Origin of the sequence: Nocardia paucivorans NBRC 100373 (assembly GCF_000308675.1) — a bacterium.
GTDB lineage: Bacteria > Actinomycetota > Actinomycetes > Mycobacteriales > Mycobacteriaceae > Nocardia > Nocardia paucivorans.
Genome location: NZ_BAGE01000038.1, coordinates 156,830 through 169,273 on the forward strand (window position 1 = coordinate 156,830; position 12,444 = coordinate 169,273).

Genomic DNA, 12,444 nt, shown 5'->3' on the forward strand with positions numbered 1-12,444 from the left:
CGTCCCGGCCGTATCTCGGGAATAATCGGAACCCTCTGACAGACAACGACTTCGGGGGTTCGTGAGAACACGTCGTACGGTTCTGCAAGTGGCCGCGTTGGCGCCGCTGGTCGCCGCCTGCGCACCCGATGTCCTGCTCGGTAATCCGGACGTGGTGCGGATCGCGGTGGCCTGGAGCGGGGTGGAACTGGCGGCGTTTCGGTCGCTGACGGCGGCGCCTATGCTGCCGTATCCGGTGGAGGTGGTGCCGCTGGGTGACGATATCGGGACCGCGTTCGCCGCCGGTGGGCGTTCGGCACCCGATATCGTCATGTTGCCGCAGGCCGGCCTGGTCCGGGAGTTGGCCGAGCGCGGCCGGTTGCGGTCGCTGTCGAAATCGTTGTGGGACGATGCCCGGGGGCCGTGCTATGTCGAGCAATGGCGGCGCCTGTGTTGGCACCGGGACATACTGTATGCGGTTCCGTTCAAGGCGGCGGCCAAATCTCTGGTGTGGTACGACCTGGAGTCGTTGCGCGAGCATCGGTTGGGCGATCCGTGGGATTGGACCCTGGCGGACTGGGTCGACCGGGCGCGTGGACTCGCCGACGCGCCGCGGAAACTGCTCGCGCTCGGGGCCGCCGACGGTTGGGTGCTCACCGATCTGTTCGAGAACCTGCTGGCGGGTGAATCTTCCGCGGTCTACGAGGCGATGGGAACCACGGGCACCGAACGGATCTGGGACCAACCGGCCATCCGTGCCGCCTTCGCGCATCTCGCCATGCTGTGGGGGCGGCGAGATGTGTTGGCGGGCGGGATCGGTCCGGCGCTGACCCGCCAATTCCCCGACGCGATACGGGAAGTGTTCGAATACCGGCGGGCCGTGGCGGTGGTCGCCCCCGATTTCGCGGAGCCGGTGGTACGCGGTGCACTGCGCCGTGCCCGGCGTCCCGAGGCGGTGGTGGGCGTCGTGGAGTTCCCGGCGGTCGGGCCCGATGGACATCGACCCCGGATCGTGGGCGGGGACGTCATGGTGGTGACCGCCTCGGCCGATCCCCGGGCGGAGGCGGTGGTCGCGGCGCTGGCGACCCCGCAGGCTCCGGTGCCGTGGATCGAAGGGACCGGTGGCTTCCTCGGACCGAATCTGCGTACCGTCGCCCGTTATTCGGCGTGGTTGGCGCCCACCACCGAACGGTTGCCGTCCTGGCCGGTTTTCGACCTGTCCGACCGTATCGGGGAAATCGGTGGCCGGGACGGGCTGTGGCGGGTGCTGACCGATTTCCTGATCGCGGTCGGTGACAGCGGCATCGAGATCGATGCCGCTACTGCTCGGGCCGTGACGGCGCTCGACCGATACGAACGGAGCCGGCGATGACGGGTTCGGTGGAATTCCGGGCGCACGGCCTGACCCTGGAATTGGCCACCCGCCGTATCCACGGCTCCCTGGTTCCCGGCACCCCGCCACATCGCGGCGCGGCCTGGTTGGCGTGCCTGCCCGCCGCCGTGTTGTCGATGCTGTTGGTGGTGCCGGCCGGATGGACGTTGGTGTCGGCTACGCGCGCCCGCCCGGGGATCGTGGTGTGGTGTGCGGTGTGCGCCGTGGCGGTTGTCGCGCTGGTCCGCTTCGTGCGCCGGATATCGGCCGCGTGCGAGGACCGAACCCCCGCCGGCTCGGGGCGCCGTGCTCGAAGTCTGCCGTGGGTGGGGACGGCGGGGGCCGGGGCCGTCGCCGCTGTCGCGGTGTTCGCGTTGGGTGATGCGCTCGGTCGCGACGGAATGTGGTCGTATCTGCGGACCCTCGGTTGGGTGGTGTTCGGATTCGGCCTGTTGTTCGTCGCTTTGCTGCTGGCCTGGTGGAGCCGTAACGCCCGCTGGTTGTGGCGGCCGCTGATCGTGCCGTTCGGTATCTCGGCCTTCGTCTCCGGGGTGGCGTTCCGGCTGATCTTTCAGTACCTGGCCGACCGTCTCGGGATCGGGAGCGTGCTGGGGTATCGGCTGTGGTTCGGGATCATGCTCGGTTCGGCGTTCCTGTGGACCTGGTTGGGGTTCCTCATCGGACTCTTCCGCGCCGGTATCGGTGCCGTCCAGGACGATCCGGTGCGGTGGGGATATCTCCGGGCCGACGATGCGCCGACCTTGCGGCGGCTCTACGAGTTGCTGCGCCCCATCGTCCTGGTGGCCGGGTTGGTGGTGGGTGTCGCCGCGGCCCGGGTCTTCGACGTGGTGCTCATCGGGGTGCCCGGTTCCATGCACTATCAGGTGGACAGTGCCACCGTGCACTGGTGGCGGTTGGCGACCGAACGGGATCCCATGTCGGGGGAGGCGGCAGCCTACAGCCTGCCCTTGGCGGTTCTGGTGGGTCTGGCCGCCTGGGTGCTGCGCACCGGTGTCCGGCGGCACCGGGTGAGTCTGGCCCCGGATCCGGTCGAACCCGTCGAGACCCCGCGCGCGGTCGCGGCCGGTCCCGTCGCGGGGCGGGTCGCGCGCACGGCGGGAATCGCCTTGGCCTCCGCGGCGGCGCTGGTGCCGTTGATCGTTCTGCTCGTCGCCGCGTTCCGGGGGCCGCACGGTTGGAGTCCGGCGGCTCTCACCGAGATATGGCGCGACGAGGCGCTGCGAACCTCGCTGCAGGCCACCGCGTGGGTGGCCGCCCTGGCGACGATCGTGGTCGTCGCGGCGGCGGCGCCGTTGGCGTACCGACTCGCCGGCCTGAACCCAGACCACCCCCTGTCGGGCGGGATCGTCACCGTTCTCGTGGTGTTCGCGGTGCTGCCCGTGCAGAGCTATCTGGGGCCGCTGGACGCGCTGATCGACGCATACGGACTGTCCGGCACCCGGATTCCGCTCATCCTGGTGCATGCCGCCGCCGGGCTGCCGATAGCGGTGTTGATCCTACGTGGGGCGCTGTTGTCGCCCCCGGACAGTTCGGCGGCCGACGCGCTGCGCGGCCCCGCCCCACCCGGTGCCATCACGCGGCGGATCCTGACCACCGCCGGGCCCGCCATCGGTGCCGTCGCGGTACTGGAGTTCGTGCAGGTGTGGAACGATTTCGTGGTCGGTCTGCTGGCCAGTGGTGCCGGTTCGTCCCCGTGGTCGCTGCTGCTGTGGGGGGAGGCCCGCCAGTTCGGTGAGAACGCCGCCCACTTGGCCGCCGGCTCTCTCGTAACGGCCGTACTGCCGGTGTTGTTGGTACTGGCCACGTGGCGCCGGTGGTTGCTGCCCGGATTGACGGGGGGAGCATTGCGATGAGTGGTCCACCGTCCAGGCCGACGTTCCTGGAAGGACTTCTGGCCGGTTCGTCGGTTTTGGCCACGGCGCTATTGCTGGAGTTGGCCCGCAACCTGGTGGTGAACTCGTTCAGTGAGAGCGCCGCATTGCAGGTGCTCGGCAGTACGCTGCGGTGGCTGTCGGTGTTGATCGTGGCGGTGTCCATGGTCTACGCCGGATATCGGTTTCTGAACGGGCGGCGCGAACAGGTGGGTATCGCGCGCCGGCTGGAACCACTGGCTCATCTCGAGGAGCTCGGCCTGCCGGTTGCGGATCCGGCGCCGCGTCTCTCGGTGCCGGCGCCGGAATCGGCGCCGGAGCTCGGGCGCCACCCGACCGCGGCCACCCTCCGCGAACTGCCGGTGGCGGAATTCGATACCGCGACCCTGCTGGCGGTCCTGACCGCCATCCTGGACGCGCCGGCGCTGCTACCGCTCGAGGCGCCGGCCGCGAATCGACCGCGCCGTACCGCCACCGTGTTGCTCGAGGAACTGACGCAGGCGGGAATCCTGGTCCGACACGGTGCTCACCGGTACCGGCTCGCGCGGGTTCCGGTTGAACCGCGCCGTGACGAGGTGGTGGCCGACACGCGGTGGCGAGCCGCGTTACCCGCCCTGCTGCGTCACTGTGCCGACCGTGCCTGCGGGTGGGCGGTTGCGCTGGATACCGCGCCGTATACGGAGAGCGCCCGTCGCTGGTTCACCGTGGAGGAGCCGTATCTGTGTCGGTTGGTGCGGGAATGCGCCGATCCGGCGGTTCCGGTCTCGGTGACCGCCGCCGCGGAGCTGGTCCGGATCTCCGATGCGCTGGACAGCTGGTATGCCCGCACCGGACGCCCGGAGCACGAGAACGGGGTGGCCGAGTCGCTGCAGCGTATCCGTGGACTCGACCCGCTGGTGTTGAGCCGTGACCTGGCCAGATTGCGGGCCGGTCTGCTGCGCGAGCGACCTCGGCGATACCGTCCGCGCAAACTGTCCACCGGACTGGCTGCGCGATGGGAACACCGCGCAGCGGTGGAGCTGCTGGTCGGGGCCCCCGATCATGTGGACGAGGCGGTGGATCGGCTGGAGACCGCCTGGTCGCTGCTGCCCCGCGAGGACATCGCAGGCGAGGTGTGCGTTCTGCTCAACCTCGCCGTGGCCCATATTCGGCAGGGGCGCCTCGATGCCGCCCGGGACCGTCTGGAATTGGCCGAGTTCCGCAGTCGGGGCGGGCGCGACCCGAGCGGTCGCGCCCAGGTCCACGAGCTCACCGGGGTGGTGTGGTGGGTGCGGGGTGAGCCACGTCGGGCGCTGCGCTGCTGGCAACAGGCCCTGACCTGCTACCGGGAACTCGCCGACGATCTCGGTATCGCGCGCTGTCTGCGGCACCTCGGCTCGGCGATCACCCTGGTTCCCGAACACGGTGATCTATTGCTCGGAACCGATCCGCCGCCCGATATCGACGAGGTGCGACGCCGGGCCCGGGGTTGGCTGGCGGAGGCGCGACGTCGCCGACCGGACGCTGCCGATCCATATGCGCGCGAACATGTCCGCGGAGCGCGGGTTTCGCCTCGGAGTGCCCCGTATCGGCTGCGCGTTCCGGACGGTCACCGCCCCGAGTCCAGCCCCCTGTTCCGGTGGCCGCTGCCCGCTCCGGACCGGCCGGTCGAGGACCTCACCTGACGATCCGGCCGTCAGCGTTCGCCGGCCACCGACAGGCAGGGTTCGGCGTCCTCGGCCGGTTTCCACTTCTGGTCGACGAGCAGACCGAGCAGACCGACGGCAATGCAGACGATCGAGACCACGACCATGGCCGGGTGGGTCCCACCGGTGAGCGCGTCGGCGAGAACCACGGTGGCCACCGTGCCGGGCATGATCCCGATGACGGTGGCCGCCACATACGGCCAGAACCGCACCGAGGAGAGCGCACAGCAGTAATTCACCACCGAGAACGGCGCGAAGGCGATGAGCCGTAGCGATCCCACCGCCAGCCAACCGCGTCGCGCCAACCGGTCGTCGATACCCCGTACGGCCGGATGGTTCAGCCGGGCCCGAACCCGGTCGTGGTCCAGCGCCCGCACCAGCAGGAACGCCAGTATCGCGCTCAGGGTGGTGGCGCCGGCGGCGATGGTGATCCCCAACGCCGGACCGAACAGTATCCCGGAGCTGACGGTGAACACGGTGCGCGGAACCGGCGCCACCGTGATCAGGGTGTGGGCGAGAAAGAACAGCAGGGGGAAGAGGGGCCCTACGCTCTGAGCCCACTCCTGGATCCGGCGGGGACTCGGTAATGGGAACACGAGCGCGGCCACGCAGACCACCACCGCGCCGAGGAGAAACAGGGCGATACGCCGGTCACGGATCAGTTCGGTCACCGGCCGAGGTTACCTGCCTCGGTCACCGCCCGAGGTTACCCGCCGGTAGTGGTGGGTAGGGGGAGGTGGTGTGACGTCGGCCGCTAGCATCAGAGGAAACGGGATGAATGACCGTTAACCAAAGTATTCGCTGAGCTGGGCGGATGCACAGGTACCTGCGTGCGGAACGGTGCGCTCGTACTGGAACTAGAACGAGGGAACAGGGTATGGCGATTGCTTCAGAACCCGCGGCCGGAGCGGATCCCGGTTCGTCCGCGGTGCCCGAATATCCCGCCTGGCGCAAGGGTGTGGCGGGCGTACTGGCCAAGGCCCGTAAGGTCGATGCCGCCGAACTCGGCCCGGAGCCGGAAAAGCTGCTGAATCAGACGACCTACGACGGGTTGACCATCGCCCCGCTGTACACCCGCCGCGATGAGCTGCCCGAGCTGCCGCTGCCGGGGGTGTATCCGTTCGTGCGAGGCGGTTCGGGCACCCGGGACGTGCACCGCGGCTGGTATGTCAGTGCCCTGATCGGCGCCGAGAACGCCGCGGCGGCCAATCAGGAGATCCTGTCCGGGTTGGAGAACGGCCTGAGTGCTATCTGGCTGGGTGTCGGTGATCACGGGGTGCCGGTGGCGGACCTGCCTGCCGCGCTGTCCGGTCTGCTGTTCGAACTCGCGCCGCTGACCCTGCACGCCGGGGCCGCGATGAACGAGGCCGCGACGGCCCTTTTCGAGATTCTCGACGGCTACGGTGCCCCGGAGCGCTCCGATATCCGGATCGGGTTGGGTGCTGCCCCGTTGACCGGACGATTCGCCGGGATCGCAGACGTCGACCTTCCGGACGCGGTATCGCTGGCCGTGCGATCCGCCGCCCGGGCGGAGACGGTGCGGGCGATCACGGTGGACGGCACCGTCTTCCACGACGCCGGCGCCGCCGACGTCCAGGAACTGGGTGCCGCCGTGGCCGCCGGTCTGGAGTACCTGCGCGCGCTGACCGGACAGCTGTCGGCGGTACAGGCGCTGCGGCAGGTGGAATTCCGCTTCGCCGCCACCGACGATCAGTTCGCGACCATCGCCAAGTTCCGGGCCGCTCGGCAGTTGTGGGCTCGGGTCGCCCACGTCTGTGGCGCTCCTTCCGAAGGGTCGGCGCCGCAGCACGCGGTGACCTCGGCGGCCATGATGAGCCGTCGCGATCCCTGGGTGAACCTGCTGCGCACCACCCTGGCCGCTTTCGGCGCCGGTGTCGGTGGCGCCGATACGGTGACCGTGCTGCCCTTCGATTCTGCCCTGCCCCCCGGGGAACTCGGTGTGTCGCAGACGTTCTCGCAGCGGATGGCGCGCAACACCCAGTTGCTGCTGCTCGAGGAGTCCCACCTCGGACATGTCCAGGACCCGGCCGCGGGCTCCTGGTACGTGGAGCGCCTCACTGCCGAGATGGCAGAGGCGGCCTGGAAGTTCATGCAGGAGATCGAGGCCGCCGGTGGTTATTCGGCGGCGGTGGAGTCCGGTTTGGTGGCCGAGCGCATCGCCGAGACCAAGATGGCGCGCCAGGCCGATATCGCCCACCGCAAAACGGCGGTCACCGGTGTGAACGAATTCCCGAATCTGGGTGAACCGCCCCTGTCGGAGGCCGCGCGCGCCGCGGGGCCCGGTAACGGCTACGGCGCCGCATTCGAGGCGCTGCGTGATCGTTCCGATGCCTACCTGGCCCGGCGCGGCGTCCGGCCCCGGGCGCTGTTGGTCCCGTTGGGCACGGTGGCCGAGCACAATGTGCGAGTGACCTTCATCGCCAACCTGTTGGCCTCCGGGGGCATCGAATCCGTCAATCCGGGGCCGTTGGCCGGTGACGGAATCACCGCGGCCGTCGAGGAGTCCGGTGCGCGGATCGCGGTGCTGTGTGGGACGGACGCCCGCTATGCCACCGAGGCCGGGCCCGCCGTCCAACTATTGCGCGACGCCGGTGTGGAGACCGTGTTGCTGGCCGGACAGGCCAAGGCGCTCGCCGATGTGGACCCGGCGCAACATCCGGACGGGTACCTGGCGGCGCGGATCGATGCGGTCGCCGCGCTGAGCGATCTGCTGGAGAAGGTGGGAGCCTGATGACGACACAGCGAATCGAGCATCTGATCGGCAGTTTCGCCGAGGTGCCGCTGACAGAGCGGGCCCCGGAGCCCGCCGCGGTCGACGCCGTGGCGGTGGATGCCTTCCTGAAGACGTCGGCCGCGGCCAACAACTACACCCCCGAGCAACTGGTGTGGTCGACCCCCGAGGGCATCGATGTGCCGCCGGTCTTCACCAAGGCCGACCGGGACGCGATCGCCGCGGCCGGTTTTCCACTGGACAGCGTTCCCGGTATCGCCCCGTTCGTGCGTGGGCCCTACCCGACGATGTACGTGAACCAGCCGTGGACCATCCGCCAGTACGCCGGTTTCTCCACCGCCGCCGACTCCAATGCTTTCTATCGCCGTAACCTACAGGCGGGTCAGAAGGGTCTGTCGGTGGCGTTCGACCTGGCCACCCACCGCGGCTACGACTCCGATCACCCGAGGGTGCAGGGCGATGTCGGTATGGCCGGGGTGGCGATCGACTCCATCCTGGATATGCGGCAGCTCTTCGACCACATTCCGTTGGACCAGGTCAGCGTCTCCATGACGATGAACGGGGCCGTTCTGCCGATCCTCGCGCTGTATGTGGTGGCCGCCGAGGAGCAGGGGGTGGCCCCCGAACAGTTGGCCGGAACCATTCAGAACGACATTCTGAAGGAGTTCATGGTCCGCAACACCTACATCTATCCGCCGAAACCGTCGATGCGGATCATCTCCGATATCTTCGCCTACACCAGCGCGAAGATGCCGAAGTTCAACTCGATCTCCATTTCCGGCTATCACATCCAGGAAGCGGGTGCGACCGCCGATCTGGAGCTCGCCTACACCCTGGCCGACGGGGTGGAATACATCCGCGCCGGTATCGACGCGGGGATGAAGATCGATGATTTCGCGCCGCGCCTGTCGTTCTTCTGGGCGATCGGCATGAACTTCTTCATGGAGGTCGCCAAACTGCGTGCGGGCCGGCTGCTGTGGAGCGAGCTGGTATCGAAGTTCGAGCCGAAGAACCCGAAATCGCTGTCGTTGCGCACCCATTCGCAGACCTCGGGTTGGTCGCTGACCGCCCAGGACGCCTACAACAATGTGGCGCGCACCTGCATCGAGGCGATGGCCGCCACCCAGGGGCACACCCAGTCGCTGCACACCAACGCCCTCGATGAGGCCCTGGCGCTGCCGACGGACTTCTCCGCCCGCATCGCCCGCAACACCCAGCTGCTCATCCAGCAGGAGTCGCGTACCACCCGGCCGATCGATCCGTGGGGCGGCTCCTACTACGTGGAGTGGCTCACCCACCAACTCGCCGAACGCGCCCGCGCGCATATCGCCGAGGTGGAGGCGCACGGCGGTATGGCCCAGGCGATCGGCGAGGGCATTCCGAAGCTGCGCATCGAGGAGGCCGCGGCCCGCACCCAGGCCCGGATCGATACCGGCCAGCAGCCGGTGATCGGCGTGAACAAGTACCAGGTGGACGAGGACCACGAGATCGAGGTCCTCAAGGTCGAGAATTCCCGGGTGCGCGCCGAACAGACCGAGAAGTTGCGCCGACTGCGCGCCGAACGCGATCAGGACGCGGTGGACCGCGCCCTGGACGCGCTCACCAAGGCCGCGGCCGCCACCGGCGGCGGAATGGAGAACAACCTGCTCGCCCTGGCCATCGACGCGGCCCGCGCCAAGGCCACCGTCGGCGAGATCTCCTACGCCCTGGAGAAGGTGTACGGCCGGCACCAGGCCGAGATCCGTACCCTGTCGGGTGTGTACCGCGACGAGGCCGGTAAGGCCACCAACATCACCACCGCGAGCCGACTGGTCGAGGAGTTCGCCGAAGCGGAGGGTCGTCGCCCCCGTATCCTGGTCGCCAAGATGGGCCAGGACGGCCACGATCGCGGTCAGAAGGTTATCGCCACCGCCTTCGCCGACCTCGGATTCGACGTCGACGTGGGCCCGTTGTTCCAGACTCCGGAAGAGGTGGCGCGCCAGGCCGCGGACAACGACGTGCACGTCGTGGGTGTGTCCTCGCTGGCCGCCGGCCACCTCACGCTGGTGCCCGCCCTACGGCAGGCGCTGGCCGATGTCGGCAGGCCCGACATCATGGTCATCGTCGGTGGGGTCATCCCGCCCGGTGATTTCGAGGAACTGTATGCCGCGGGTGCGGCGGCGATCTTCCCGCCCGGCACGGTGATCGCCGACGCGGCCATCGACCTGTTGCGCAAACTCGGCGCCGAACTGGGCCACGAAACGGTCGCCGGGGGAGCGACCGCGCAGGAATGATCCGGGAATGAACAAGCGCGTCATCGATGTCGACGCGCTCGCGCAGGCGGTTCGCTCCGGTGAGCGGGCCGCCTTGGCGCGGGCGATCACCCTGGTCGAATCCACCCGGGCCGACCACCGTGAACTGGCCCAACGGCTACTGCTGCAGCTCACTCCCGCTACAGGGGAGGTGTTGTCGAATCGGGTCGGGATCACTGGGGTGCCCGGGGTCGGGAAATCCACCTTCATCGATTCGATGGGGATGTATCTGATCGGGCAGGGGCACCGGGTGGCGGTTCTGGCCGTGGATCCGTCGTCCACCCGCACCGGCGGCTCCATCCTCGGCGACAAGACCCGGATGGCGCGCCTGGCGGTGGAACCGAACGCCTTCATCCGGCCGTCGCCCACCGCCGGCACCCTCGGCGGGGTCGCCAAGGCCACCCGCGAAACCATCGTGTTGTTGGAGGCCGCCGGTTACGACGTGATCCTGGTGGAAACGGTCGGCGTCGGCCAGTCCGAGGTGACCGTCGCCAATATGGTGGACGTCTTCTGCTTCCTCACCCTCGCCCGCACCGGCGATCAACTCCAGGGCATCAAGAAAGGTGTGCTCGAGCTCGCCGATCTGGTCGCGGTGAACAAGGCCGACGGCAACCATGAGATCGAGGCCAAGGCTGCCGCCCGCGAGTTGTCGAGCGCGTTGCGATTGATCCATCCGCACGATGCATTGTGGCGGCCGCCCGTGCTCACCATGAGCGGTCTGGAAGGGAAAGGCCTGGAGAAGTTCTGGGCCACCGTGCTGGAACATCGCCGGGTGCTCACCGAGGCCGGGGAGTTCGACGAGAAGCGCCGTCGTCAACAGGTGGACTGGACCTGGACGATGGTGCACGACCAACTGCTGCGGCGGTTGGCGGACAACCCGAAGGTCAAGGCCATACGCGGCGAGGTGGAGCGACAGGTCCGGGAGGGGACGCTCACCGCGGCCCTGGCCGCGGAACAACTGCTGGACGCCTTCGACAGCTGAGCTCGGGCAGGCCGTGCCCATCGGTGGGGCGCCTTTCCGTCTCGAGGTGCCGTATCGAGGCCGACTCGTTCGTCATGGGGGGTCGGTTTTCGTTCCGAGAGTGAGGTCGAGCAGACGCTCGACGAGTTCGGTCGCCGTCTGCGCGGTGTAGTGGCCGGCGAGCACGCCCTGGGCGATCCCTCCGACGGTCGCGAGAATGAGCTCGGCGTCCAGGGCGGCGTGGGCCGGGGTCGTCTCCGCGGCCCGGCTTCGCTCGAGTCGTTCGGCGATGAGGGTGACCAGTGCGCGCGGTGCCGCCGGCGTTTCCTCGGCCGTGATACTCCCGCCGGTGAGTGCGGCGGTATTGAAGGCGCCGAGGACGATGGCCTCCTCTCGGCGTCGGTCGTCCAGCGGAAGTAGTTCGGTCAGGATCGCTCGGACGGTCTCGCGGGGGGTGGTGTCCGCACTCAATGCTTCCCATCGTCGGGTGAATCGCGCGCCGGCGTCCGCCATCACCGATCGGTGGGTCGCCAGGAGGAACTCTTTCTTGGTGCCGAAGGATGGACGATTCACGAACGAGAAGGCGCGGTTGGCTCACCGTCGCGCATATGACACCCTGGCAGCGCGGTGGCCGGTGCCATCGGCCGAGGTCGACGTCGCGACGTCGTTCGGGACGACGCGGGTGCGCAAATCGGTGGCCGGGGACGGTGCGCCGATCATGCTGCTTCCCGGTATCTCGGGTAACGGCCTGGTATGGCATCCGTTCATCGAGGAGTTCGCGCGCGACCGTGTGGTCTACACCCCGGACGTCATCGGATGGTCGGGGCGCTGTGTCCAGACCGCACCACTACGCGATGGCGCCGATATTGCGCAGTGGGTGGTCGACATGCTCGACGGGCTCGGGGGGAAGTGAGTCCATCTGGCAGGCAACTCCCTCGGCGCTTGGCTGGTGGGCGTGGCCGGGGTGTATCACTCCGACCGATTGGCGAGTACCACCATGTTCGAGCCGGGAGGCGTTCATCAGGCCGCCCGCGAAAACTCTGCTCGGGTTCTTCCTTGCCGGTTTGCGGCCGAGCGTCGAAGGTATGCGCAAGCTCAATGCCTGGCCCGCCCCCATGTCGAGCTCGCCGAGGAGGAGTTCGCAATGGCGACGGCGGCCCTGGAGTTTCGGACGGGGATGCCGTGGGATCGCATGCTCACCGACGAGCAGATGGCGGCCATCGCTGCACCGCTGCTCGTGCTCTTGGGGGCCGAAACAGTTGTCAACGATCCCGAACGCGAAGCGGCCCGGGTGCGCAAACTCATCCCGACGGCCGATGTCGAAATCTATCCGGGGGGCGGACACGATCTCCTCTGGGTCAACCCGGAACAAATCGTTCCGCGTTTCCTGGCCTTCCTCGACGAGAACGACTCGGTCCGAACGTAGCCGGCGGCTCTCGCGCGTCCGGCCGCCTCTCGCATCGAGAAGTGCGGCGCTGCAAACCATGAGGCAACAAGTAAGAAAGGATAAAC

At 68.4% G+C, this 12,444-nt stretch carries 10 protein-coding genes; 8 read left to right on the plus strand and 2 right to left on the minus strand.

Going from position 1 to position 12,444, the window contains the following annotated elements:
* Positions 1 to 88: 88 nt before the first annotated feature.
* From ON32_RS10050 to ON32_RS10060, 3 genes are read left to right on the plus strand one after another with little or no spacing between them, the layout of a single operon-like run.
* Positions 89 to 1,351 (plus strand): ABC transporter substrate-binding protein, encoded by a 1,263-nt coding sequence (locus ON32_RS10050; protein ID WP_040790550.1) that lies wholly within the window; start codon positions 89 to 91, stop codon positions 1,349 to 1,351.
* Positions 1,348 to 3,225: a hypothetical protein gene (locus ON32_RS10055; RefSeq protein ID WP_040790551.1), complete on the plus strand. Its 1,878-nt coding sequence runs from the start codon at positions 1,348 to 1,350 to the stop codon at positions 3,223 to 3,225. Before ON32_RS10050 ends, ON32_RS10055 begins: the two co-directional genes overlap by 4 nt.
* Positions 3,222 to 4,907, plus strand: coding sequence for a tetratricopeptide repeat protein (locus tag ON32_RS10060; RefSeq protein WP_040790552.1), 1,686 nt, complete (start codon positions 3,222 to 3,224; stop codon positions 4,905 to 4,907). The genes ON32_RS10055 and ON32_RS10060 overlap by 4 nt, the downstream gene beginning before the upstream one ends.
* Before the next feature lie 11 nt (positions 4,908 to 4,918).
* Here the strand turns inward: ON32_RS10060 and ON32_RS10065 are convergent, their stop codons facing one another.
* The gene (locus tag ON32_RS10065) at positions 4,919 to 5,599 is read right to left on the minus strand and encodes a TVP38/TMEM64 family protein (protein WP_051133074.1); all 681 of its coding nucleotides are present in this window, start codon (positions 5,597 to 5,599) and stop codon (positions 4,919 to 4,921) included.
* A gap of 206 nt (positions 5,600 to 5,805) precedes the next feature.
* Between ON32_RS10065 and ON32_RS10070 the strand changes: the two genes are divergently transcribed.
* From ON32_RS10070 to meaB, 3 genes are read left to right on the plus strand one after another with little or no spacing between them, the layout of a single operon-like run.
* Entirely contained in the window at positions 5,806 to 7,680 is a 1,875-nt protein-coding gene (locus ON32_RS10070) for a methylmalonyl-CoA mutase family protein (RefSeq protein ID WP_040790553.1), read from the plus strand.
* Positions 7,680 to 9,953 carry a methylmalonyl-CoA mutase gene (gene scpA / locus ON32_RS10075; RefSeq protein ID WP_040790554.1) on the plus strand — a complete coding sequence of 758 codons (2,274 nt, stop codon included), beginning with the start codon at positions 7,680 to 7,682 and terminating at the stop codon, positions 9,951 to 9,953. The genes ON32_RS10070 and scpA overlap by 1 nt, the downstream gene beginning before the upstream one ends.
* 7 nt (positions 9,954 to 9,960) lie before the next feature.
* Positions 9,961 to 10,953, plus strand: coding sequence for a methylmalonyl Co-A mutase-associated GTPase MeaB (meaB, locus tag ON32_RS10080; protein ID WP_040790555.1), 993 nt, complete (start codon positions 9,961 to 9,963; stop codon positions 10,951 to 10,953).
* A 72-nt stretch (positions 10,954 to 11,025) separates the two neighbouring features.
* Here the strand turns inward: meaB and ON32_RS10085 are convergent, their stop codons facing one another.
* Positions 11,026 to 11,505 (minus strand): TetR family transcriptional regulator C-terminal domain-containing protein, encoded by a 480-nt coding sequence (locus ON32_RS10085; RefSeq protein ID WP_245550925.1) that lies wholly within the window; start codon positions 11,503 to 11,505, stop codon positions 11,026 to 11,028.
* Positions 11,506 to 11,566: 61 nt separating this feature from the next.
* On the opposite strand from ON32_RS10085, the gene ON32_RS26995 reads away from it, so the two are divergent.
* Both ON32_RS26995 and ON32_RS30650 read left to right on the plus strand, forming a co-directional pair.
* Positions 11,567 to 11,845: an alpha/beta fold hydrolase gene (locus tag ON32_RS26995; protein WP_157224144.1), complete on the plus strand. Its 279-nt coding sequence runs from the start codon at positions 11,567 to 11,569 to the stop codon at positions 11,843 to 11,845.
* A 6-nt stretch (positions 11,846 to 11,851) separates the two neighbouring features.
* Positions 11,852 to 12,358 carry an alpha/beta fold hydrolase gene (locus ON32_RS30650; protein ID WP_305082343.1) on the plus strand — a complete coding sequence of 169 codons (507 nt, stop codon included), beginning with the start codon at positions 11,852 to 11,854 and terminating at the stop codon, positions 12,356 to 12,358.
* The last annotated feature ends 86 nt before the right edge of the window (positions 12,359 to 12,444 follow it).

What these genes read in the sequence shown, in the direction of transcription:
- scpA (WP_040790554.1), top strand. Translation starts at nt 7,680, where the DNA reads ATGACGACACAGCGAATCGAGCATCTGATCGGCAGTTTCGCCGAGGTG.
- ON32_RS10070 (WP_040790553.1), top strand. Translation starts at nt 5,806, where the DNA reads ATGGCGATTGCTTCAGAACCCGCGGCCGGAGCGGATCCCGGTTCGTCC.
- ON32_RS10055 (WP_040790551.1), top strand. Translation starts at nt 1,348, where the DNA reads ATGACGGGTTCGGTGGAATTCCGGGCGCACGGCCTGACCCTGGAATTG.
- meaB (WP_040790555.1), top strand. Translation starts at nt 9,961, where the DNA reads ATGAACAAGCGCGTCATCGATGTCGACGCGCTCGCGCAGGCGGTTCGC.
- ON32_RS10060 (WP_040790552.1), top strand. Translation starts at nt 3,222, where the DNA reads ATGAGTGGTCCACCGTCCAGGCCGACGTTCCTGGAAGGACTTCTGGCC.